At 64.2% G+C, this 22,483-nt stretch carries 18 protein-coding genes and 1 pseudogene; 2 read left to right on the forward strand and 17 right to left on the reverse strand.

Features of this window, described 5'->3' with window-relative positions:
• Positions 1 to 20: 20 nt before the first annotated feature.
• The 3 genes and pseudogenes from V1280_RS30925 to V1280_RS30935 form a co-directional block, all read right to left on the reverse strand.
• Positions 21 to 836, reverse strand: coding sequence for a hypothetical protein (locus V1280_RS30925; RefSeq protein WP_334533279.1), 816 nt, complete (start codon positions 834 to 836; stop codon positions 21 to 23).
• 91 nt (positions 837 to 927) lie between these two features.
• On the reverse strand, positions 928 to 1,386 hold the full coding sequence (locus V1280_RS30930; protein WP_334533282.1) for a GNAT family N-acetyltransferase: 459 nt from the start codon (positions 1,384 to 1,386) through the stop codon (positions 928 to 930).
• A gap of 7 nt (positions 1,387 to 1,393) precedes the next feature.
• Positions 1,394 to 2,321 (reverse strand): annotated as a pseudogene (locus V1280_RS30935) (LysR substrate-binding domain-containing protein).
• Between the two features lie 113 nt (positions 2,322 to 2,434).
• Between V1280_RS30935 and katG the strand changes: the two are divergent.
• Positions 2,435 to 4,594, forward strand: a complete 2,160-nt coding sequence (gene katG / locus V1280_RS30940; protein ID WP_334533285.1) for a catalase/peroxidase HPI — start codon at positions 2,435 to 2,437, stop codon at positions 4,592 to 4,594.
• 212 nt (positions 4,595 to 4,806) lie between these two features.
• Here katG and pnp read toward each other — a convergent pair whose 3' ends face one another.
• The 8 genes from pnp to rimP form a co-directional block, all read right to left on the reverse strand.
• The gene (gene pnp, locus V1280_RS30945; RefSeq protein WP_334533288.1) at positions 4,807 to 6,963 is read right to left on the reverse strand and encodes a polyribonucleotide nucleotidyltransferase; all 2,157 of its coding nucleotides are present in this window, start codon (positions 6,961 to 6,963) and stop codon (positions 4,807 to 4,809) included.
• Positions 6,964 to 7,342: 379 nt separating this feature from the next.
• The gene (rpsO, locus tag V1280_RS30950; RefSeq protein WP_008131787.1) at positions 7,343 to 7,612 is read right to left on the reverse strand and encodes a 30S ribosomal protein S15; all 270 of its coding nucleotides are present in this window, start codon (positions 7,610 to 7,612) and stop codon (positions 7,343 to 7,345) included.
• A gap of 2 nt (positions 7,613 to 7,614) precedes the next feature.
• Entirely contained in the window at positions 7,615 to 8,727 is a 1,113-nt protein-coding gene (gene truB, locus V1280_RS30955) for a tRNA pseudouridine(55) synthase TruB (RefSeq protein ID WP_148773478.1), read from the reverse strand.
• Positions 8,724 to 9,167 carry a 30S ribosome-binding factor RbfA gene (rbfA, locus tag V1280_RS30960; protein WP_334533295.1) on the reverse strand — a complete coding sequence of 148 codons (444 nt, stop codon included), beginning with the start codon at positions 9,165 to 9,167 and terminating at the stop codon, positions 8,724 to 8,726. Before rbfA ends, truB begins: the two co-directional genes overlap by 4 nt.
• A 157-nt stretch (positions 9,168 to 9,324) precedes the next feature.
• A complete protein-coding gene (infB, locus tag V1280_RS30965) occupies positions 9,325 to 12,009 on the reverse strand; it encodes a translation initiation factor IF-2 (RefSeq protein WP_334533298.1) in 2,685 nt (894 codons plus the stop codon).
• Positions 12,010 to 12,078: 69 nt separating this feature from the next.
• A complete protein-coding gene (locus V1280_RS30970; RefSeq protein WP_334533301.1) occupies positions 12,079 to 12,762 on the reverse strand; it encodes an RNA-binding protein in 684 nt (227 codons plus the stop codon).
• Positions 12,763 to 12,785: 23 nt separating this feature from the next.
• Positions 12,786 to 14,396 (reverse strand): transcription termination factor NusA, encoded by a 1,611-nt coding sequence (gene nusA / locus V1280_RS30975; protein WP_148773482.1) that lies wholly within the window; start codon positions 14,394 to 14,396, stop codon positions 12,786 to 12,788.
• Between the two features lie 2 nt (positions 14,397 to 14,398).
• Complete coding sequence (gene rimP / locus V1280_RS30980; RefSeq protein ID WP_334533307.1) at positions 14,399 to 15,154, reverse strand: ribosome maturation factor RimP; 756 nt, start codon at positions 15,152 to 15,154, stop codon at positions 14,399 to 14,401.
• A gap of 369 nt (positions 15,155 to 15,523) precedes the next feature.
• On the opposite strand from rimP, the gene V1280_RS30985 reads away from it, so the two are divergent.
• Positions 15,524 to 16,606, forward strand: a complete 1,083-nt coding sequence (locus V1280_RS30985; RefSeq protein ID WP_334533310.1) for a DUF2336 domain-containing protein — start codon at positions 15,524 to 15,526, stop codon at positions 16,604 to 16,606.
• Here the strand turns inward: V1280_RS30985 and trmB are convergent.
• From trmB to ybeY, 6 genes are all read right to left on the reverse strand, one after another.
• Positions 16,603 to 17,313, reverse strand: a complete 711-nt coding sequence (trmB, locus tag V1280_RS30990; RefSeq protein ID WP_334533314.1) for a tRNA (guanosine(46)-N7)-methyltransferase TrmB — start codon at positions 17,311 to 17,313, stop codon at positions 16,603 to 16,605. The genes V1280_RS30985 and trmB overlap by 4 nt on opposite strands.
• A complete protein-coding gene (locus tag V1280_RS30995; protein WP_334533317.1) occupies positions 17,310 to 18,437 on the reverse strand; it encodes a M20 family metallopeptidase in 1,128 nt (375 codons plus the stop codon). The genes trmB and V1280_RS30995 overlap by 4 nt, the downstream gene beginning before the upstream one ends.
• 115 nt (positions 18,438 to 18,552) lie before the next feature.
• On the reverse strand, positions 18,553 to 18,966 hold the full coding sequence (locus V1280_RS31000; RefSeq protein WP_148773487.1) for a helix-turn-helix domain-containing protein: 414 nt from the start codon (positions 18,964 to 18,966) through the stop codon (positions 18,553 to 18,555).
• A gap of 231 nt (positions 18,967 to 19,197) precedes the next feature.
• On the reverse strand, positions 19,198 to 20,811 hold the full coding sequence (gene lnt / locus V1280_RS31005; protein ID WP_334533321.1) for an apolipoprotein N-acyltransferase: 1,614 nt from the start codon (positions 20,809 to 20,811) through the stop codon (positions 19,198 to 19,200).
• The gene (locus V1280_RS31010; protein WP_334533323.1) at positions 20,808 to 21,926 is read right to left on the reverse strand and encodes a hemolysin family protein; all 1,119 of its coding nucleotides are present in this window, start codon (positions 21,924 to 21,926) and stop codon (positions 20,808 to 20,810) included. The genes lnt and V1280_RS31010 overlap by 4 nt, the downstream gene beginning before the upstream one ends.
• 1 nt (position 21,927) lies before the next feature.
• Positions 21,928 to 22,437 (reverse strand): rRNA maturation RNase YbeY, encoded by a 510-nt coding sequence (gene ybeY, locus V1280_RS31015; protein ID WP_334533325.1) that lies wholly within the window; start codon positions 22,435 to 22,437, stop codon positions 21,928 to 21,930.
• Between the last annotated feature and the right edge of the window lie 46 nt (positions 22,438 to 22,483).

A 22,483-nucleotide genomic window follows, 5' to 3' on the forward strand; every position in this document is an offset into this window, starting at 1 on the left:
CGTCCCGCCGGCAAAAGCGCTCACTCGCCTTTGATGTACGCGGGTAGATACTTGTCCAGCTGGGCCGTGAGCAGGCTGCGTGTGCTGTCACGCAGCAATGCGCTGTTGGTCACTTGCTCAGGAGTCTTGGGAAACTCGAGATTGTTGAGGATTTGCATATTGTCGTTCTTGTTGGAAAAACTCGAAGCAAGCACATCTCCGAAGTTCCGGGTAGGCGCCCGGTGGATGTCGAAAGTCCGTCCGTCAAAAACGTTTATACGGAAATAGGCAACCACGACGCCGCGCCCGGAAGGGCTCGCCCAATTCTTGTAGACCCCGAGGCCCTCGATTGATTGATTGGTGCCGTCAACCGAAACGCGGGATTTCGTAGCTACGACGTAGCGTTCGCAATTTGTAGTTCCGGCGATCTGTCGCACCAGGGCCGTCAGGTCGTCGCGGTCATTGCGGAACAGTTTGGCTTCCGGATGATAGTACGGCTTGAAGGCTCCGCTTGCGTAAGCGATCTTTCGGACAGCCGTGCCGGGAGCCGCGCCGCGAACCCTCGCGACGAACAGGTCATCGATACCCCACGTCTCGATCGGTGCCTCCATGTACTCGTTGCCGAACATCGTGAGGCCGACATGTTGCACCGAGAACTGGTCTCCGATCGCGGAAATGACGCCGATCTGACAGGGGCCGGCTTCCGTCGATGCTGGGGCGCGTGCACCGGCGGCCGCTTTCGGCGCCTGTTTCTTGGCTGCAGGCCTGGCGGGAGCAGGCGGCGCGGGAGGAGTTTGCGCGACTGCCGAACTCAAAAGGGACAGGAGCGCGATCAGCGAGGCAGCAATTCGAAACATGGATTCCAGGAGATCGGCGGCAGGAGGTTATCGGACACGCCACACTAGGGTGGGATCGTGACAACCGCAAGCTGCGCCCGGAACTCGGTGCCTATCCGGTGGGCCGCTTCCACCGGTAGTACTTCATCATGAAGCCGTTGGACGGTTCGATCTCTTCCTTCTCGAACACAAAGCCCTCGCGTTCGTACCAGCGCCAGGCCTTTTCGTTCTCGCGAATGCAGCGCAGATACATTTCATCCGGCATCTGCGTACGTGTGAAAGCGAGCAGCTTCCGCCCGAGCGATTGCCCCTGATAGGCGGGTCCGACGAACAGCATGTCGAGATAGCGTTTTGGCAGATGCAGCGCGAGCATCGCGGCGATCGTGCCGTTATCGTCGGCGACGAACAGGCTCCAGCCGTTCTCGATCTCGCGCCGGATGCGTGCACGCAGATTTGCCAGCAGGAATTCGCTCGCCTCGGCAAGCCCGGTCGAGACCCAGCTCTCCATCCAGACACGGCCGATCTCGTCATATTCGTCAGCGCGGGCAAGGCGGATAATCGGATGCGACATCGAGGCTTCAACCCCTTTGGCTGCGCGTGGCCTGCCGCGGCCGCGCCTTGCCGGCCGACAGGCACACCACCTCGGAGATCTGCAGCAGCTGCCGCGCCAGCGGGCTGGTCTTGCGCCAGACCATGCCGATGGTGCGCGAGGGCTCGGGGGTCGCGGAATCGCGACAGCGAGACCGAGGCCGATCGCGTCTCCACCGACACCGCCATCTCCGGAATCAGGGTGACACCGATGCCGGCGCTGACCATCTGGACCAGCGTCGACAGCGAATTCGCATCCAGCATCTCGCGCGGCGGCGCCGATTGCATGTTGCAGAACGACAGCGCCTGGTCGCGAAAACAATGACCCTCTTCGAGCAGCAACAGCCGCATCTCCCGCATCATCTCGCGCGACGGCACCGGCGTTCCGGCATCCGTGCCCGGCCGCACCAGCAGGAATTTTTCCTCAAACAGGGCGACCTCGGTGAGCGAGGGCTCGGAGACCGGCAGCGCGACGATGGCGGTATCGAGCCGGCCCTCGACCAGTTCCTGGATCAGCCGCGGCGTCATCGTCTCGCGCACGCGGATGTCGAGCTCCGGATGCATGCGCGTGAGGTTCTTGGTGATCTTGGGTAGGAGATAGGGCGCGATCGTCGGGATCATGCCGATGCGCAGGCGGCCCGCAAAGCGGTCCTGCGAGGCGCGGGCGAAATCGCCCAGTTCATCGACCGAGCGCAGGATGTCGCGGACGCGCTGTGCGAGTTCCTCGCCAAACCGGGTCAACGCGACCTGGCGTGCGCTGCGCTCCAGCAGCAGTCCGCCGAGCGCCTCCTCAAGTTCCTTGATCTGCATCGACAGCGCCGGCTGCGAGATGGAACAGGACTCCGCGGCGCGGCCGAAATGACCATGGCGCGCCAGCGCGTCGAAATATCGCAGTTGGCGCATCGTTACGTTGATCATCAGAAAATCCTATCGCAGCGATCATTAAAGTCAACTTCCCCTGATCGGACGCGGCGCTTAGAGTGGTTCTACCTGGTCAAAGGCGCCGTCGGACGCCACCAGAGGAGGTAATCATGGACGACACTTCGAAGTGCCCGTTTTCGGGCGGAAAACGCGTGCCAGCGAACCGCGACTGGTGGCCAACTCAGCTCAGCATCGAGATGCTTCACAAGAATTCCGGCCTCTCCGATCCGATGGGCAAGGAATTCGACTATGCCAAGGAGTTCAAGACCCTCGACCTGAACGCGGTCGTGAAAGATCTGACCGCCTTGATGACGGACTCGCAGGAATGGTGGCCGGCTGACTTCGGTCACTATGGCGGCCTCATGATCCGCATGGCCTGGCACAGCGCGGGCACCTATCGCATCACCGACGGCCGCGGTGGCGCCGGTGCCGGTCAGCAGCGTTTTGCTCCGCTCAACAGCTGGCCCGATAACGCCAACCTCGACAAGGCGCGCCGGCTGCTCTGGCCGATCAAGCAGAAATACGGCCGCAAGATTTCCTGGGCCGATCTGATGGTGCTCGCCGGCAACGTCGCGCTGGAGTCGATGGGCTTCAAGACCTTCGGTTTTGCCGGTGGCCGCGCCGACGTCTGGGAGCCGGAAGAGCTCTATTGGGGTCCCGAAGGCACGTGGCTCGGTGATGAGCGCTACAGCGGCGAACGTCAACTCGCCGAGCCGCTCGGCGCAGTGCAGATGGGCCTGATCTACGTCAATCCGGAAGGCCCGAACGGCAAGCCGGATCCGATCGCCGCGGCCAAGGACATCCGCGAGACCTTCTTCCGCATGGCGATGAACGACGAAGAGACCGTCGCACTGATCGCCGGCGGCCACTCTTTCGGCAAGACCCATGGCGCGGGCGATCCGTCGCTGGTCGGTCCGGAGCCGGAAGCCGGTGCGCTCGAGGATCAAGGCCTCGGCTGGAAGAGCAAGCACGCGTCGGGCCTGGCGGGTGATTCCATCACCAGCGGTCTCGAGGTGACCTGGACGACGACACCGACGAAGTGGAGCAACAACTTCTTCGAGAACCTGTTCAACTACGAATGGGAGCTGACGAAGAGCCCGGGCGGTGCGAACCAGTGGACTGCCAAGGGTGCCGACGCGATCATTCCGGATCCGTTCGACAAGTCGAAGAAGCATCGGCCGACGATGCTGACGACCGACCTGTCGCTGCGCATGGATCCAGCCTATGAAAAGATCTCGCGGCGCTTCCTCGAGCATCCGGATCAGTTCGCGGACGCCTTCGCCCGCGCCTGGTTCAAGCTCACCCATCGCGACATGGGTCCGATCGTGCGTTACCTCGGCCCGCTGGTGCCGAAGGAGACGCTGATCTGGCAGGATCCGATTCCGAAGGTCGACCACGAGCTGATCAACGATCAGGACGTCGCTGCGCTGAAGAGCAAGATCCTGGCTTCGGGCCTCTCGGTGCCGGAGCTGGTCTCGACCGCCTGGGCGTCGGCCTCGACGTTCCGCGGCTCGGACAAGCGCGGCGGCGCCAACGGCGCGCGCATCCGTCTTGCCCCGCAGAAGGACTGGGAGGTGAACGAGCCGGCCCAGCTCTCCAAGGTGCTCGGCAAGCTCGAAGCGATCCAGAAGGAGTTCAGCGTTGGTGCGAAGAAGGTCTCGCTTGCCGACCTGATCGTTCTCGGCGGCTCTGCCGCGGTCGAGAAGGCCGCGAAGGATGCCGGCGTCGACGTCAAGGTCGCGTTCACGCCGGGCCGCATGGATGCTTCGCAGGAGCAGACCGATGCTGCCTCTTTCGCGCCGCTCGAGCCGCGGGCCGATGGCTTCCGCAACTACGTTGGCAAGCGGCATCAGTTCCTCCAGCAGGAAGAAGCGCTCATCGATCGCGCGCAGCTTCTGAAGCTTTCGGGCCCCGAACTGACGGTGCTCGTCGGCGGCCTGCGCGTGCTCGGTGCCAATGCGAACGGTTCGAAGAACGGCGTCCTCACCGCGAAAGTGGGCACGCTCTCCAACGATTACTTCGTCAACCTGCTCGACATGAGCACACAGTGGACGCCGGCTGCTGACGGCTCCTACGAGGCCCGCGACCGCAAGACCAATGCGGTGAAGTGGACCGGCACGCGCGCCGATCTGATCTTCGGCTCGCACTCGCAGCTCCGCGCCTTCGCCGAGGTCTATGCCTCGTCGGATGCCAAGCAGCAGTTCGTGCAGGATTTTGCCAAGGCCTGGACCAAGGTGATGAACCTCGACCGGTTCGACCTCGCGGCGTGAGGTCTTGCTTCACCTCTCCCGCTTGCGGGAGAGGTCGACGCGCGAAGCGCGGCGGGTGAGGGCTCTCTCCTCATTGGGAGTCTCTCTGCGGAAGCACCCTCTCCCCAACCCTCTCCCGCAAGCGGGAGAGGGAGCGCAGCTCTCCTGGAGCGAACACAAACAAAAAGGGCGGCCGCGAGGCCGCCCTTCGTGTATCTGGGGTCGCGGAGCGATTACTCTCCGGCCGCTTCGCGCGGGGCCTTCTCGCCGTCGCCGCCCTTGCCTTCGAGGTCTTCGCCGGTGGTCTGGTCGACGACCTTCATCGACAGACGGGTCTTGCCGCGATCGTCGAAGCCGAGCAGCTTGACCTTGACCTTGTCGCCTTCCTTGACGACGTCGGAGGTCTTCTGCACGCGCGCCGAAGCGAGCTGGCTAATGTGGACGAGACCGTCCTTGGAGCCGAAGAAGTTCACGAAGGCGCCGAACTCCATCACCTTGACGACGGTGCCGTCATAGATCTGGCCGACTTCCGGATCGGACGCGATCGACTTGATCCACTTGATCGCGGCCTTCATCGCTTCGCCGTCGGAAGAGGCGACCTTCACGGTGCCGTCGTCCTCGATGTTGACTTTGGCGCCGGTCTTCTCGACGATCTCGCGGATCACCTTGCCGCCGGTGCCGATCACTTCGCGGATCTTGTCGGTGGCGATCTTGAAGGTCTCGATGCGCGGCGCGTATTCGCCGAGCTCGGCGCGGGCGTTGGTGAGCGCCTTCGCCATCTCGCCGAGGATGTGGATACGACCGTCCTTGGCCTGGCCGAGCGCGACCTTCATGATCTCCTCGGTGATGCCCTCGATCTTGATGTCCATCTGGAGCGAGGTGATGCCCGCTTCCGTACCGGCGACCTTGAAGTCCATGTCGCCGAGATGGTCCTCGTCGCCGAGGATGTCCGAGAGAACCGCGAATCGCTTGTCTTCGAGGATCAGGCCCATCGCGATGCCCGCGGTCGGCCGCTTCAACGGCACGCCGGCGTCCATCAGCGCGAGCGAGGCGCCGCACACCGAAGCCATCGACGAGGAGCCGTTGGACTCGGTGATCTCGGAGACCACGCGGATCGTGTACGGGAACTCGTGATGCGGCGGCAGCACCGGGTGGATCGCGCGCCAGGCAAGCTTGCCGTGGCCGATCTCGCGGCGCTTGGTGCCGCCGAGGCGGCCGGTCTCACCGACCGAATAGGGAGGGAAGTTGTAGTGCAGCAGGAACGTCTCTTTGTACGTTCCCGACAGCGCGTCGATGTACTGCTCGTCCTCGCCGGTGCCGAGCGTGGTCACGACCAGGCCCTGGGTCTCGCCGCGGGTGAACAGCGCCGAACCGTGAGCGCGGGGCAGCACGCCGACTTCGGCGATGATGTTGCGCACGGTCTTCGAGTCACGGCCGTCGATGCGCTTGCCGGTGTCGAGGATGTTCCAGCGAACGATCTTCGCCTCGAGCTCCTTGAACACGGCGCCGATGCGCAGCTTGTCGTATTTCGGCTCCTGCCCTTCGGGGAAATAGTGGGCGATCACCTTTTCCTTGACCTTGCCGACCGCGGCGTAGCGATCCTGCTTGACCGGAATGGCGTAGGCGGCGCGCAGCTCCTGCTCGACGAGGCCGAGCATTTCCTTCTCGAGCGCGGAATTGTCGATGACGGTGACTTCGCGCGGCTCCTTGGCGGCCTTCTCGGCGAGCTCGATGATCGCGTTGATGACCGGCTGGAAGTGCCGGTGACCGAACATCACGGCGCCGAGCATGATGTCTTCGTTCAGCTCCTTGGCTTCCGATTCCACCATCAGCACGGCGTCGGCGGTGCCGGCGACGACGAGGTCGAGCTGGGTGTCGACCATCTCGTCGAGCGTCGGGTTGAGGATGAACTCGTCATTGGCGAAGCCGACGCGGGCGGCGCCGATCGGGCCCTTGAAGGGCGCGCCGGAGAGGGTCAGCGCGGCCGAAGAGGCCACCAGCGCGACGATGTCGGGATCGTTCTCCATGTCGTGCGACAGCACGGTGGCGATCACCTGGGTCTCGTTGCGCCAGCCGTCGACGAACAGCGGACGGATCGGACGGTCGATCAGACGGGAGACCAGCGTCTCCTTCTCGGTCGGACGGCCTTCGCGCTTGAAATAGCCGCCGGGAATGCGGCCGGCTGCGTAGGTCTTTTCCTGGTAGTCGACGGTCAGCGGCAGGAAGTCGACGCCTTCACGCGGCGAATTCGCAGCGACGACGGTGGCGAGCACCACGGTCTCGCCATAGGTGGCGAGGACGGCGCCGTCGGCCTGACGCGCGATCTTGCCGGTTTCGAGCTTGAGAGGGCGTCCGCCCCAGTCGATCTCGACTGAATGCTTATTGAACATAGAAGTTTTCTTTCATGGTTTCTCGAAAGAAGGGACGGCTCGAAAAACAAAAACCATGTCAAGATTGCAGGACGCTGATCGGAGCGGGCGATCAGCGTCCTGCGATCCTGCCATGGTTTTTGGATGTCGGATGGCGTCCATCCTTTCGGGTCATACGGGCACCTTGCCCGTTGCGCCCAGCCGCCGGATTGCTGCTGGACTGTCAGTCGGCACGCGCGCGAACACCGAACCGCGGTCTTCGCTCATCGTGCCCCCGGATGCGAAGCAACATTTGGCCCGCACCGGACGTACGCGTGAGCCTCGATCAAAAACCTTAAAATAAGCGCTTTCGCTCGAAATCACGCGCAAAAACGCGCGCCGGTGGCGCGCGCAAGAACTCTTAGCGACGAATGTTGTGCTTCTCGAGCAGCGCCTTGTACCGCGCCTCGTCCCTCTTCTTGAGGTAGTCGAGCAGCGAACGGCGAGTCGAGACCAGCTTCAAGAGACCACGACGCGAATGGTTGTCCTTCACGTGGGTCTTGAAATGGTTGGTCAGGTTGTTGATGCGTTCCGACAGGATCGCGACCTGAACCTCTGGCGAGCCGGTGTCGCCGGCCTTGTTGGCATTCGTCTTGATGACTTCCGCTTTGCGTTCTGCGGCAATCGACATCGTCAATTTCTCTCGTTGCGACCGGTTGAGGCAGTCAAGCCGGTCAGGTTGAACACACGCTTGGGGATGATTTCGCCGTTGCCGACTTCAGCAAGCGCCAAAAGACGGCCTGCTACCGTGACATAGACTGTGCCGCTACTTGTGGGCGCATCCCGTCCGCGCAACAAAACGGCTTGGCCCCGATGGAGCCTTGCCGCATCAGCCCGAGTGACGGCCAGTGCCGGGATGTCGTCCAGCGCGGTCTCAACGGGCATCAGCGCGTCGGCGAGGCTTCCCTCGCCGGACGCGGCTCTATCGCACAAAGCCTCCAGCTGATCCAGCGGAATCATGTCATTTTCGCCAAACGGGCCGACCAGGGTCCGCCGCAGCGCGCAGATATGGCCGAAAGTGCCCAGAATCCGGCCCATATCGCGGGCGAGCGCCCGGACATAGGTGCCCTTGCCGCACTCGGCCTCGAACACGGCTCGGTCGTTATCCGGTTGATCAACAAGGGTTAAATGGTGAATTTCGACCGGGCGGGGCGCCAGTTCCACGATTTCGCCGTCACGGGCAAGGTCATAGGCCCGCTCGCCCTGGACCTTGATCGCCGAATAGCGCGGCGGAACCTGCTCGATCACCCCGGTGAAACGGGGCAAGAGGGCTTCGATGGCCTCACGGGTCGGGCGCTGGTCCGAGGTCGCGGTGACCTGGCCTTCGATGTCGTCGGTGTCGCGCTCCGCCCCCCAGCACACGGTGAAGCGGTAGCGCTTGCGGCCGTCCATGACGAAGGGAACCGTCTTGGTGGCTTCGCCGAGCGCAATCGGCAGACCGCCCGAGGCGAGCGGGTCGAGCGTGCCGGCGTGGCCGGCGCGCTTGGCGTTGAACAGACGCTTGAGCACGGCAACGGCTTGCGTCGAGGTCATCCCGATCGGTTTGTCGAGCACGACCCAACCGTGCACGTCGCGCCGGTCGCGGCGCGGCTGATTGCCCTTCTGCTTATTGGCGCGCGGATCGTTGTTGACGCGACGCGCCTCCTGATGCGGCTGAGCATCGGCATCTGCAAAATTATTTTTCTGCAGGTCGCGCGTATCGGCCTCTTCGCTGCCGATCGTGCCGTGAGCCGGGTCCATCATCATTGTTCTTCTTCCCGATCCGAATCCGGATCCTGTTCCAGATTCTTGTCCAAGTCCTTCTGCACCGCAGGTGTTCGCAAAAGCTTCTCGATCCGTTCCGCTTCGTCGAATCGCTCGTCGACGCGGAAGCGAAGGTCAGGTGCAAATTTCAGGTTAACGCGCCGCGCGACTTCGCCGCGCAGGAATTTCTTGTTGCGATCGAGCGCAGTGATGACGAGCTCGGTGTCGCGGCCACCAAGCGGCATCACGTAGATTGTCGCGAGCTTCAGGTCGGGCGACATCCGCACCTCCGGCACGGTGATGATGTGACCTTCGAGGTCCGCATCATGCACACCGCCTTGCGCCAGAATCTCGGCTATCGCGTGGCGAACCTGCTCGCCGACGCGCAGCTGGCGCTGCGAGCCGCCGGGCGCGAAACTTTTTTTCTGATGATGGCGCGGCATAGTCGAAAATCACCTCGTCGTTGCCCGCGTTTGGGACACGAGCATTGTCATTTGTCCTGTTGGAACGAATGAGGCGTGGATGGCCGGAAAAAATCCGGCCATCGCACTCCCGCAATTTCAGCTCAAAAAGATCCGGGCGCTTCGGTAAGATTTGGACTTACAGGGAGCGCTGGATCGTCTCCACGCGATAACACTCGATCACGTCACCGGCACGCATGTCGTGATAGTTCTCGAAGGCCATGCCGCATTCCTGGCCGGACTGGACTTCCTTCACTTCGTCCTTGAAGCGCTTCAGCGTCGACAGCTTGCCTTCGTGCACGACGACGTTGTCGCGGATCAGGCGCACATTGGCGCCGCGTTCCACGGTGCCGTCGGTGACGCGGCAGCCGGCAACCTTGCCGACCTTGGAGATGTTGAAGATCTCCAGGATCGAAGCATTGCCCAGCATGGTTTCGCGCAAGGTCGGCGCGAGCAGGCCGCTCATCGCCTTCTTCACGTCGTCCACGAGGTCGTAGATGATGTTGTAGTAGCGGATCTCGATGCCGTTGCGCTTGGCGGCCGCAGCCGCCTCCTTGTTCGCACGAACCGAGAAGCCGATGATCGCGGCGTTGAAGCCTTCCGCAAGCGTCACGTCGGATTCCGAGATGCCGCCGACGCCGGCATGCAGGATGCGGGCTGCGACTTCGTCGGTGCCGAGCTTCTCCAGCGAGCCGAGGATCGCTTCCAGCGAGCCCTGCACGTCGGCCTTGATGATCAGCGGGAATTCCTTGCGGCCCGCCGTCTTCAACTGCGACATCATCTGCTCGAGCGAGCCGCGCATGCCGGAGATCGAGGCAGCCGCGTTCTCGCGCTTCTGGTGCGCGCGGTAGCTCGTGACCTGGCGGGCGCGGGCTTCGTTCTCGACGACCGCGAGACGATCGCCGGCTTCCGGCGGACCGTTGAAGCCGAGCACTTCGACCGGCACCGAGGGGCCGGCCTCCTGCACCGTCTCGCCCTGATCCGAGATCAGCGCGCGGACGCGGCCCATTTCGGCGCCGGCGACGATGATGTCACCGACCCGCAGCGTACCGCGCTGGACCAGCACGGTCGCGACCGGACCACGGCCGCGATCGAGCTTGGCTTCGATCACGGTGCCCTCGGCCGGACGCTCCGAATTGGTCTTCAGGTCGAGGATATCGGCCTGAAGCGCGATCATCTCGAGCAGCTTGTCGAGATTGGTCTTGTTCTTGGCGGACACTTCGACGTCGACGACGTCGCCGCCGAAGGATTCCACCTGCACTTCGTGCTGGAGCAGCTCGGTGCGGACGCGCTCGGGCCGGGCATCGGGCTTGTCGATCTTGTTGATGGCAACGATGATCGGCACCCGCGCCGCCTTGGCGTGGTTGATGGCTTCGACGGTCTGCGGCATGACGCCGTCATCGGCCGCAACCACCAGCACGACGATGTCGGTGACCTTGGCGCCGCGGGCGCGCATCGCGGTGAACGCGGCGTGGCCGGGCGTGTCGATGAAGGTGATCTTCTTGCCGCTCTCGGGCGACAGCACCTGATAGGCGCCGATGTGCTGGGTGATGCCGCCGGCTTCGCCGGACACCACGTTGGCATGACGGAGCGCGTCGAGCAGCGAGGTCTTGCCGTGGTCGACGTGACCCATCACGGTCACCACAGGCGAGCGCGTCTCGGTGTCGTTGGAATCGTCGATGGCGTCGAACAGGCCTTCTTCAACGTCCGACGCGGCAACGCGCTTGACGGTGTGACCCAGTTCTTCGGCGATCAGCTGCGCAGTGTCGGCGTCGATCACGTCGGTGATCTTGTGAATCGCGCCCTGCTTCATCAGCATGCGGATGATTTCCACCGCGCGCTCGGCCATGCGGTTGGCGAGTTCCTGGATGGTGATCGCTTCCGGAATGACCACCTCGCGGATCAGCTTTTCCTTCGGCTCGTTCGCGGCATGGCCCTTCAGGCGCTGGGTGCGGCGGCGGAACGAGGCGATCGAACGCTCGCGCACGTCGTCGGCATTGAATGCGGTCACGACCGTCAGGCGACCGCGCTCCTTCTGCGGGCTGGGCTTGTGGGTCGGCTTGGGCGCCACCACAGGACGCGCTGCGCCGCCGGGGCCGCGACGGATCTGACGCGGACCTTCGTCCTCGTCCGGTCCTGCCGCGACGCCGGGCGCACGAGCCGCCGGGATGCCCGGCCGCGTCGTGGTCGTTGCCGGGCGAGCGGTCGTCGTCGCTCCCGGTCGCGTCGTGGTCGGCGCGGGACGCGGAGCACTGGTTGCCACCGGGGCGGCCGCCGCGGGACGCGCGGCCGATGCCGCCTGCTCGCCTTCGCCAAAACGCTTCTTGGCTTCGGTCTCGGCCTTGCGCTTGGCCTCGTCCTCGTGACGGTGGCGCTCTTCCTCGGCCTTGCGGCGGGATTCGGCGGCGTCGCGCTCGGCGCGCTCGGCGGCCTCGCGAACGGTGCGGCGCTGGGCCTCTTCCTCGGCCTGGCGGCGTTCTTCGACTTCGCGCACCTTGGCGTCGGCCAGCGCGCTGGCGCGCGCGGAACGTTCGTCCTCGGTCAGCGTGCGCAGCACCACGCCGGAACCGGCGTTGCGCGGCGGTGCCGGGCGTGACGGGGCGGGCGCAGGTGCAGCCGGCGCCGGCTTTGCAACAACCGTCGGCGCCTGTGGCTCAGGGCTGCCGTCGATACGGCGCTTGCCGCGCTTCTCGACCACGACCTGCTTGCTGCGGCCATGGCTGAAGCTCTGGCGCACAGTGCCCGTTTCGACGCGCGGCTTGAGCGATAGCGTCTTGCTCGGAACGCTCAGCTTCTTGTCGTCAGGGGTCTTGGTATCAACCATTCAGCAGTCCTAATCCTGATTTATCAGTGTTGTGCGTTGCCGCACCGTCTTATTGGGTCGTCGTTATCTTCAGAAATCCTGGCCGGGCTTTTCGGCAGTCTTGTCAGCGTCCGCCATCCGGTATCGGACCAGCATCTGGCTACGTGACAGGAATGACTTGCTCGCCGGGCCCGCGAGCAGGGCAGCATGTATCACATTTGACCGGGTAAGTGCCAAATCCAATTCTATCGATTTCAGGGCCGTCACGACGGGAATCTGCGGCTCGGCACCGCGATTTCCGGCATTTTGACGCGCCAGCATGTCCAATTTGCGGATTCCGTCCGCGGCCCCGTCGCTGGCGTGGATCAGGACCTCGACCGTGCCTTCCCGCAGGGCGCTTTCCACCTTGCCGAAGCCGGCAACGATCTGGCCCGCCTTGGCGGCAATCCCAAGGGCTTCGGTCACGCTCCGAACCAGGAGCGCATCGATGTCGGTGGGAAGCGTCTGGGGAATGCGCAGGTCGCGCTTGAAGGCTTTAGTAAATTGGTGACGACGGACGGCTTCCGCAACCACCTGTCGCGATGCCGTGACCCACATGCCCCGTCCGGGCAATTTACGCTTGAGATCGGGAACTATGTCGCCCTGCGGCGATACGACGAAGCGGATCAGCTCGTCGATCGGCCGGACCTCGCGGCTGACAGCGCACATGCGCATGGTCGCGGACCTTTCGGTCCGCGGTCCATGGTCGAGTTCGTTGTCAGTGCTGGCAAGCATCCGGGCGACATCCTCCTTCGCCCTTAAGCCGGCTGATCTTCGGCCGCCTCAGCCTCTTCGGCCGGCTTGGCGAGGTCAGCTTCGGTGATCCAGCCGGCCTTGACGCGGGCCTGCATGATCATGGCTTCCGCATCGTCGCGGGAGACGCCGAGGCCATCGAGCGCGCCGGCGAATTTGGTCTGCTCGCCGCCTTCCTTGCGCTCGGTCCAGCCGACCAGATCGTCGGTGGCGCAGCCGGCGAGGTCCTCGACCGACTTGATGTCGTTCTCGCCGAACTTCACCAGCATCTTCGAGGTCACGCCGGGCACGTCCTTCACGGCGTCCTCGACGCCGAGTTCCTTGCGGCGGGCCTCGATCTCGGCTTCCTGCTGATCGAGATATTCGCGGGCGCGGGTCTGCAGTTCCTGCGCGGTTTCCTCGTCAAAGCCCTCGATTCCGGCGAGCTCCTTGAGATCCACCATCGCGAGTTCCTCGACCGAGGTGAAGCCTTCGGACGCAAGCAGCTGGCCGACGACTTCGTCGACATTGAGCGATTCCATGAAGACGCGGGTGGAGTTCTCGAAGTCGGCCTGGCGGCGCTCCGATTCCTCCTGCTCGGTCAGGATGTCGATGTCCCAGCCGGTGAGCTGCGAGGCGAGACGGACGTTCTGGCCGCGGCGGCCGATCGCGAGCGAAAGCTGGTTGTTGGTGTCGGGCACCACGACCTCGATGCGTTCGCGGTCTTCGTCGATGACGACCTTGGAGACTTCAGCGGGCGCCAGCGCGTTGACCACGAAGGTCGCGATGTCGGGCGACCAGGGAATGATGTCGATCTTCTCGCCCTGCAGTTCGTTCACGACGGCCTGCACGCGCGAGCCGCGCATACCGACGCAGGCGCCGACCGGATCGACCGAAGAATCGCGGGAAATCACGCCGATTTTCGCGCGCGAGCCCGGATCGCGGGCGACCGCCTTGATCTCGACGATGCCGTCATAGATCTCAGGCACTTCCTGCGCGAACAGCTTTGCCATGAACTGCGGATGGGTGCGGGACAGGAAGATCTGCGGACCGCGGGTCTCGCGGCGGACGTCGAAGATGTAGGCGCGGACGCGGTCGCCGTTGCGGAACACTTCGCGCGGCAACATCTCGTCGCGACGGATGATGGCTTCACCGCGGCCGAGATCGACGATGACACTGCCATATTCGACGCGCTTGACGACGCCGTTGACGATGTCGCCGATGCGGTCCTTGAATTCCTGATACTGCCGGTCGCGCTCGGCCTCGCGCACCTTCTGCACGATCACCTGCTTGGCCGATTGCGCGGCGATGCGGCCGTATTCCAGCGGCGGCAGGGTGTCGGCAATGGTGTCGCCGACCTGGGCGCCGGGATTGGCGCGCTGTGCATCGACCAGCGAAATCTGGTTGGAGTGGTTCTCGACCTTCTCGACCACCAGCATGTGGCGCGACAGCCGCAGCTCGCCCTTCTTCGGGTCGATCTCGGCATGAACGTCAGTCTCACTGCCGTAACGGGCTCGCGCGGCCTTGGCGATGGCATCCTCCATCGCCGCGATGACGATGCCGCGGTCGATCGATTTCTCGCGGGCGACGGCGTCGGCGATCTGGAGCAATTCAAGTCGATTGGCGCTGACTGCCATGGCTAGTCTCCTTCGTCAGGCTCGATCTCGCCGCGCCGCGCACGTTCGGCAGCAAGGCGATGTTTCTTCGTATTGGTCGGGGCCGGCTTCTTTTTCGGCTTGGTGTTCTTGGTGGTCTTCGCACTGATCTCCGCGTGCGGTGCCTGCGGCGGCGCGATGCCGAGATCGCGGCGCATCTTGCGCTCCTCGGCCTTGCCGCGGCGCATGGATTCCGCGATCAGCTCATCGCTCAGCACCAGCCGCGCCTCGCCAATATCCTCCATCGTCAGGAGAACGTCGGCATCGTCGTTCGGCTTGGCGTCGTCGCGATGCAAATGCACGCGGTCGCCTTCGACGGCACCGAGCGTGCCGCGGAACCGTTTCCGTCCCTCATGAGCGACCGCCATGTCGATCTTCACCAGATAGCCGGAATAGCGCTCGAAATCGGAGCGGCGGACCAGCGGACGGTCGATCCCCGGCGAGGAGATCTCCAGCCGATAGGCGCGATCGATGGGGTCGGCGACGTCGAGCACGGGCGACAGCGCCCTTGAGATCGCCTCGCAATCCTCGAGCTGCATCGAGCCGTCCGGCCGCTCGGCCATGATCTGCACGGTGCAGCCGGATTCCCCGGAAATGCGGATCCGCACCAGGCGATAACCCATGCCCTCGAGCACCGGAGCCGCGACCGCAGACACCCGCGCCGCCGCGCCCGGCTCGACCACGAGCCTCGGCTCGGCCAGCAATTCGGCATCGGTGGAACCAGTGTTCGGTTCGGTCATATCAGGGGTCAAGGCGCTCGATAGTCTCGATGGTTAAGGCTTGGTTAAAACGTCAAAGCCCGCTTCGGAACTTTCCCGACGCTCCGTCGGGCTGCATCTTCCGCCAAGCCGCGTTCAGGTAATAAAAAAGAGCGGGTCCTTTCGGGCCCACTCTCACTACGCGGATCGTATGAGAAGATGAATTGGCGCTGATATAGCCCTTTCCGCCTGCCCGGACAAGGCCCATCGCAGCCGGATGCGGGCTTTTTGCGACCCGGCAGGCTCCCCGGGAGCAACGCTTCTTTCATGAAACGGGCCTAAATTTCCCGGTTGTGGGGCGGCTTGAGCTTATGGCGCGCCCACGGCGTGCCAGAATCCGAGTTGCGTTTTATGACCGTTGCCACGTCGCTCATTCCCGGACTGGACGATATCGTCAAACGCGGCGATCCGCGTCGTCGTGGCGAGATCGCGAGCGCCATTGCCGCGCTGTTCTTTCAGGACGCCCCAAAACTCCGTCCCGAACTCGTCGATCTCTTCGACAATCTCCTGATCGATCTCGTCCCGCATGCGGAGCTTGCCTCGCGCGTCGATCTCGCCGAGCGCTTCTCGCGGCTGGACAATGCGCCGCCTCATCTGGTCGGCCAGCTCGCGCGTGAAAACGAAATCCTGGTGGCGGGTCCGGTGCTGCGCCGTTCGCCCGTGCTCGATGAAGCCGCGCTCGTCGAGATCGCCCGGTTGAAGGGCCAGGGCCATCTGCTGGCGATGACGGAACGGCCGACCCTGTCGACTGAGATCACCGACGTGCTGGTCGAGCGCGGCGATCGCGACGTGGTGCGTCGCGCCGCCGGCAATGCCGGTGCGATCTTCTCAGCCGGGGGCTATTCGGAGCTGATCAAGCGCGCGAGCCAGGATGGCGTGCTGACGCTCAAGATCGGCCAGCGCGAGGATCTCTCCGGCGAGCACCTCAAGGAACTCCTGGACGGCACGCTCGATGTCATTCGCCGTCGCCTGTCCAGCGTGGTCAATCCGACGCGCCAGGTCGAGATCAGGCGCGCCATGGCTTCGATCGAGGAAGCAAAGCTGCCGCCCGGCCCGCGGCGCGATTTCTCGGCCGCGCAGCGCACGGTGCTTGGCCTGCATCGCGGCGGCCATCTCGGCGAAAGCGCGCTGCTTGGTTTTGCCAAGGCGCACAAATACGAGGAATCGGTCGCCACGCTCTCGGCGATGGCCGGCGTCAGGCTTTCGATGCTCGATCGCCTGATCGCGGGCGACCGCTACGATCCGATCCTGATCCTCGGCCGTGTCCTGAATCTCGGCTGGCCCACGGTGCGCGCGCTGATCCTGATGTGGTACGGGCCGCATCGCATGCCGGCCGATGCCGATCTTGAGCAAGCCCGAACGAATTTTACCCGCCTGATGCCGGCGACGGCAGAGCGCGTCGTCAATTTCTGGCGCAACCGGCGAACGATCTAGCTTCGGCGAAATCGCAAATACGCCGCCTTGCGTCCTTCGCGTGCGGCCTTTCGTCCATAGCGCGTCATGGTGTAGCTGGCCCAGGGCTGGCGAAAATCATCGGCGCGTTCCGCAAGCCATTGAAAGTCCGGCGCGCGCGCAAGATGCGACAGCGTCCAGGCGCAGTATTCGTCGATATCGCAGACGAAACGGAATTCACCGCCAGCCTTCAGCACGCGCGCCATGGCGACGATCGTGCGGTCCTGAACGAAGCGCCGCTTCCAGTGTCGCCGTTTCGGCCAGGGATCGGGGTGGATCAGATCGATCCGCGACAGCGAGGCGTCCGGCAGCCAGGCCAGCAGTTCGGCGGCATCGCCGGCGAACAGGCGGATATTGGTGATGTTGGCGGCCTCGATCTGCGCGAGGATCTTGGCCATGCCGTTGACATAGGGCTCGCAGCCGATGAAGCCGGTCGTCGTGAAGTTTTGCGCCTCTGCGGCAAGATGCTCGCCGCCGCCGAAGCCGATCTCGAGCCGCAAATCTTCGGCCGCGGGATCGAAGATCTCAGCGGCGCTCGCCGGTCTCTCCGTCGTGATGTCGAGCGAAAGATGCGGCAGCAGATGATCGACCAGCTCGGCCTGGTGTTGCCTGAGCTTGTGGCCCTTGCGCCGTCCGAAGAAGGCGCGCTCGCCGTCGGCGCGATCAGGATCTGATTTGCGTTCGCTCATCGCAGCGTCTGGTACAGGCGATGGAGCAGCCGCGCGCGCGGCTCGAGCGAGGAGACGTAGAGCTGCTCATAGTGAGTATGTGCGCCCTTGCCGTCGACGCCGAGCCCGTCGAGTGTGCCGGTGTACGGCGCGGTGAAATTGCCGTCGGAGCCGCCGCCGGTGTGGGTGTCGATCAGCTCGAAGCCGATCTCCGCGGCGATGGTCTTGGCATGCTCATAGAGTGAGGCACCCGCATTGCCCTTCTCGTAAGGAGGACGGTTGAGCTCGCCGGTGACGGTGACGGTCACGCCGTCGGTCTTCGAAGTCAGTCCGAGGATCCTGGCGACGAACTCTTCGGCATCGTTGAAGCTCGGCACGCGCAGATCGACTTCGGCATAGGCCTCTTCCGGCGTGACGTTGGGCCGCGTGCCGCCGCGCACCACGCCGACATTGACGGTGACGCCGCGCTTCAAATCGTTCATCCCTTCCAGCGTCTGGATGACGTTGGCGAGCTCGCGCACGGCGCTGCGGCCGTCTTCGGGCCGCGAGCCGGCATGCGCGGGCACGCCCTTGATGTAAATCTTGAATCGCCCGACGCCCTTGCGTCCGGTGACGATCTTGCCGCCGTCGCGCGCCGGTTCCGTCACCAGCACATATTTGGCCTTGCGCCCTTCCGCCTCGATGAGCGCGCGCGAGGTCGGGCTGCCGATCTCCTCGTCGGAGGTGAACATGTGGGTGATGCCGAGCGGCGGACGCTCGGGCGCAGCGCAAAGCTCGCGAAAGGCGTGATGGGCGATGTAGGCACCACCCTTCATGTCGTAGATGCCGGGACCGAATGCGCTGTCGCCTTCGACCTTGAAAGGCAGACGTTCGATAAAGCCCATGGGATGAACGGTATCGAGATGACTGAGCACCAGGATACCGGGCCGGTCCTGACCCCAGGTCGAACGCACCACGAGATGATCGCCGCAGCCATCGACGCCGGCGACGCGTTCGAGCGTGACGGGCAGATCGCGGTAATGGTCGGCAACCACGGAGACCAGCCTGTTGACCTGGTCAGGCACTTCCGTCGGCGTCTCGATCTCCACCCAGCGGCGGATACCAGCGAGAATAGTTTGGGAATCGAACGAATTGGAGTTCGCCATGAACGTATCTGTGCCTTCGAATCGCATTATCTCAGCGGAGGCGCGCTGAAGAGCGCCCGCAAATGACGACATAGGCCAGATTTGGCGCAGTCTCAAATCGGAATGGGTTGGCGCGTCAGCGCTTGTCCGGGCCTTCGCGGGCGGCGATCTGCTCGACGAGATCGACGATCGAACGGCGCAGCTTCGAATCGGTGATTCGGGTGAACGCCCTGGTCAGCGCGAGCCCTTCGGAGGTCGCGAGGAAGTCGGAGACGTAGGACGGCGAAGCGCCTTCGGCGAAGCCGTTCGGGCCCGCCACGCCGCTCGGTCCGCCTTCGAACAGGAACGACACCGGCACCTGGAGAATCTCGGCAATCTGCTGGATGCGGCTTGCGCCGACCCTGTTCGTGCCCTTCTCGTACTTCTGAATCTGCTGGAATGTCAGGCCCAAAGCTTCGCCGAGCTTTTCCTGGCTCATGCCCAACATGATGCGGCGCATGCGCACGCGACTGCCGACATATTTGTCAACAGGGTTGGGCGCTTTCGACATTTCCTCAGCCCTCCAAACACCACCGTCGGCGCAATAGAAGTATTGCCTCAGGTGACAGCGACGTCAAAACTTCACCCTGATTGGGGAAACATTGCGGAGAAATTTAGCAATGCACCGCTGTCTTGTGCAGCCGGTGCAGAATGGGGAGCCCGCGTGCAGTCTGTCAACCGTGGGACTGCGGTTGTCAAAGGTTTCCGGCCGCCTCGCCGGAAACCGCTAGCGACGGCACGATCAGGGGTGCCGTTTGGCAACACGTCGTCGCACCGCCAAAATCACAGCCAGCGCGACGAGCATGGCTGCGGGGATGTCACCGACTCTCGCATAGATGGTGGGCGGGATTGAGGTGGGCAGGTTTGCATCCAAAATGCCTTCGATTCCGAGACCAAGGCTGGCCACCGTGCGTCCGACCGGATCGATCACGGCCGAGATGCCGGTATTGGCGGAGCGGACCAGCGGCAGTCCGAGCTCGATGGTGCGCATCCGCGCCTGCTCCAGATGCTGATACGGACCGGTCGAAATGCCGAACCAGCCGTCATTGGTGAGGTTCACCATCCAGCCCGGGCGCTCGTCACGCGTCCCGACCTCGCCGGGGAAAATCGCCTCGTAGCAGATCGACGGCAGTGCGGGCGGTGCGCCCGGCACCGGCAGCACGTGGCGCACCGTGCCGGCAATGAAGCCGCCGCGCATCCGCGTCAGTTGTTCGAAGCCGAGCTTCTCCATCAAACCCTGGTAGGGAAGATATTCACCGAACGGAACCAGGTGCAGCTTGTCGTAGACGGCAAGCACGCTGCCGTCGTGATCGATCACGTAGATCGAATTATAGGCTCGCGTGATCGGCGTACCTGGCGGCAGGTCGGGGGCGCGGACCGATCCGGTGATCAGCACCGTGCCCTTGGGCAGCAGTTCGGCGATTTGCGCCATCGCGTCGGCTTCGCGGGTCAGGAAGAACGGGAAGGCGGATTCCGGCCAGATCAAAATCGTGGCAGCGCTCACGCCGGTCGATTGCGGCCCGGAGGCGCGGTCCGACAGCGCGAGATATTTCTTCATCACCTCCGCCTTGGCGGCGTAGTTGAATTTCAGGTCCTGCTGCAGGTTCGGCTGCATCAGGCGCAGCTTGGCACCCGCAACCATCGTGGTCGGATGCAGCGCCATGCGGATGGCGCCGAAGATCCCCATGACGAACAGCAGCGCAATGGCCGCGGCGGGCACGCGCCAGGCCAGGCTGCGATCGCGCGTGCGGTCGATCAGCACTGCCGGGCTCGCGAAGATCGCGACCGTGAGGAAGGTCATGCCCCACTGCCCGATCAGCGAGGCGGTCTGCGCCAGCGCCGGCGGCTCCGACAGCGCATAGCCGAAGGCGTTCCAGGGGAAGCCGGTCAGCACGTGTCCGCGCAACCATTCGCCGACCGTGAGGCTCGCGGCGAGCGCGAGAATGCGGGTGGCATCCTTGGTCCAGAGCAGGCGGGCCAGCGCGAAACCAATCGCGGTGAAAATCGAGAGATAGGCCGGCAGGCCCAGCACGGCAAACGGCGTCAGCCAGGCGAACACATCCGCGTCGACGAAGAACGCGATGCCGATCCAGTAGAGGCCGGGGACGAAATAGCCGAGCCCGAACCAATAGCCGGTCAGCGCCGCGGCGGGAACGCCACGATATCGTCCGGCTCCGGCGCCATCGATCAGCCACACCATCACGGGGAAGGTGATGAACAGAACCGGAAAGAAATTGAACGGGGCCAGCGCCAGCACCGACAGCGCACCGCACGCCATCGCCAGCAGCGCGCGCTTCCACCCCCAGGTCAGGATGATGGCAAGCGCAATTTGCCGAAGTCGCGGAAACGCGCTCACTGCGAGCCGGTCCCGTCGGCAGGCGGCGGGGTCGGCGTGTCACCGGCCGGCGGCTGGCCGCTCTCGGGCGGGGCCTCGCGGCGGCGGCTCTCGCGCTGGGTGCGCGGCGCGGGGCGCTCCTTCCGCGTCGAGATGCGCAGCCGCTTGACGCGGCGCGGATCGGCATCGAGCACCTCGACCTCGTAATGGCCGGGGCCCGAGATCACCTCGCCGCGCACCGGCAGGCGTCCGACGAAGCTGACGAGATAGCCGCCCAGCGTCTCCACTTCCTCGCCGGCCTCGCCGGTGACGAAGTCCTCGCCGATCACGGTGCGCACGTCGTCGAGGCTGGCGCGGGCATCGGCGATGAAGGCGTTGTCGGGCAGCCGCACGATCGACGGCGGCTCGTCGCTGTCATGCTCGTCGTCGATCTCGCCGACGATCTGCTCGACGATATCCTCGAGCGAGACCAGCCCGTCGCTGCCGCCATATTCGTCGACGACCAGCGCCAGGTGAATGCGCGTCGCCTGCATCTGCGCGAGCAAATCGATCGCCCGCATCGATGGCGGCACATAGAGCAGCTTGCGGATGATGCGCGCCTCATGCAGCGGCAGCGCGAGATCGACGGTGCGCAAATCGAGCCCGGCCGGCAGCGGCTTCTTGCGCTTGGTCTTGGTGGCCTCCGACACGCGCGCACGCGAGGTCATGAAGGCGAGCAGGTCGCGGATGTGGACGATGCCGACGGGGTCGTCGAGCGTCTCGTTGTAGACCACGAGGCGCGAATGGCCCGCACTCTCGAAACGGTCCATCAATTCGCCGAGCGGGATATCGCGTTTCACGGCGATGATGTCGGCACGATGCACCATGACGTCGGCGATGCGGCGCTCGTGCAGGCCGAGAATGTTGCGCAGCATGGTGCGCTCGACCGCGGAGAAGCCGGTGTCGTCGGGCGTCGTCGCATCGAGCACGACCTGGAGATCGTCGCGCACCGATCCGGCCTTCCAGCCGAACAGCGTGCGGATGGCGCGCAGCAGCCAGCCATCCGCTGTCGGGCGCAGCACTTCGCCGGGCGCCACCACGGCCGGCAGATTGGCCGTGTTGCGCGGATTGTCGTGAATAGGCTCTGAATCAGGCATCTCAGTGCGTCCCCGCGCGATCTGCATAGGGATCGGGGATGCCGAGGTGAGCCAGGATCTCGGTTTCGAGCGCTTCCATCTCTTCCGCGTCGTCGTCGTTCTCGTGATCGTAACCGATCAAATGCAGGAAACCATGCACGGCGAGATGACTCAAATGATGATCGAACGGCTTGTGTTCCTCGTCCGCCTCGCGCCGCATGGTCTCGTAGGCGATCGCGATGTCGCCGAGCATGCGCGGCGCATCGCCCGGCTTCCACTCGCCCTCCGGCTGGAGCGCGGGAAACGACAGCACATTGGTCGGCTTGTCGATGCCGCGCCAGTTGCTGTTGAGCGTGCGGATGCCGGCATCATCGGTCAGCATCACAGCCACTTCTGCCTCCGCGACATCTTCATCGACGGATTCGGCGGCGGCCGCGACGGCGCGCTGGATCACGGTTTCGGCGTCGGGCTCGCTTTGCCAGCAATCGGCGACGACGAGAACCTCGGTCATGGGAAGGTTGGGATGTGACATTGTCTTTGTTCGGAACGAAAGGGCGCTTCGTCCGCGCCCGTAGGGT

The organism is Bradyrhizobium sp. AZCC 2230 (genome assembly GCF_036924495.1).
In the GTDB taxonomy this organism is placed as follows: domain Bacteria; phylum Pseudomonadota; class Alphaproteobacteria; order Rhizobiales; family Xanthobacteraceae; genus Bradyrhizobium; species Bradyrhizobium rifense.

What these genes read in the sequence shown, in the direction of transcription:
- infB (WP_334533298.1), bottom strand. Translation starts at nt 12,009, where the DNA reads ATGGTTGATACCAAGACCCCTGACGACAAGAAGCTGAGCGTTCCGAGC.
- V1280_RS30985 (WP_334533310.1), top strand. Translation starts at nt 15,524, where the DNA reads ATGACCGTTGCCACGTCGCTCATTCCCGGACTGGACGATATCGTCAAA.
- rimP (WP_334533307.1), bottom strand. Translation starts at nt 15,154, where the DNA reads ATGACCGAACCGAACACTGGTTCCACCGATGCCGAATTGCTGGCCGAG.
- V1280_RS31000 (WP_148773487.1), bottom strand. Translation starts at nt 18,966, where the DNA reads ATGTCGAAAGCGCCCAACCCTGTTGACAAATATGTCGGCAGTCGCGTG.
- nusA (WP_148773482.1), bottom strand. Translation starts at nt 14,396, where the DNA reads ATGGCAGTCAGCGCCAATCGACTTGAATTGCTCCAGATCGCCGACGCC.
- katG (WP_334533285.1), top strand. Translation starts at nt 2,435, where the DNA reads ATGGACGACACTTCGAAGTGCCCGTTTTCGGGCGGAAAACGCGTGCCA.
- V1280_RS30995 (WP_334533317.1), bottom strand. Translation starts at nt 18,437, where the DNA reads ATGGCGAACTCCAATTCGTTCGATTCCCAAACTATTCTCGCTGGTATC.
- V1280_RS30970 (WP_334533301.1), bottom strand. Translation starts at nt 12,762, where the DNA reads ATGCTTGCCAGCACTGACAACGAACTCGACCATGGACCGCGGACCGAA.
- V1280_RS30925 (WP_334533279.1), bottom strand. Translation starts at nt 836, where the DNA reads ATGTTTCGAATTGCTGCCTCGCTGATCGCGCTCCTGTCCCTTTTGAGT.
- rpsO (WP_008131787.1), bottom strand. Translation starts at nt 7,612, where the DNA reads ATGTCGATTGCCGCAGAACGCAAAGCGGAAGTCATCAAGACGAATGCC.
- V1280_RS31010 (WP_334533323.1), bottom strand. Translation starts at nt 21,926, where the DNA reads ATGCCTGATTCAGAGCCTATTCACGACAATCCGCGCAACACGGCCAAT.
- pnp (WP_334533288.1), bottom strand. Translation starts at nt 6,963, where the DNA reads ATGTTCAATAAGCATTCAGTCGAGATCGACTGGGGCGGACGCCCTCTC.
- truB (WP_148773478.1), bottom strand. Translation starts at nt 8,727, where the DNA reads ATGATGATGGACCCGGCTCACGGCACGATCGGCAGCGAAGAGGCCGAT.
- ybeY (WP_334533325.1), bottom strand. Translation starts at nt 22,437, where the DNA reads ATGTCACATCCCAACCTTCCCATGACCGAGGTTCTCGTCGTCGCCGAT.
- V1280_RS30930 (WP_334533282.1), bottom strand. Translation starts at nt 1,386, where the DNA reads ATGTCGCATCCGATTATCCGCCTTGCCCGCGCTGACGAATATGACGAG.
- rbfA (WP_334533295.1), bottom strand. Translation starts at nt 9,167, where the DNA reads ATGCCGCGCCATCATCAGAAAAAAAGTTTCGCGCCCGGCGGCTCGCAG.
- trmB (WP_334533314.1), bottom strand. Translation starts at nt 17,313, where the DNA reads ATGAGCGAACGCAAATCAGATCCTGATCGCGCCGACGGCGAGCGCGCC.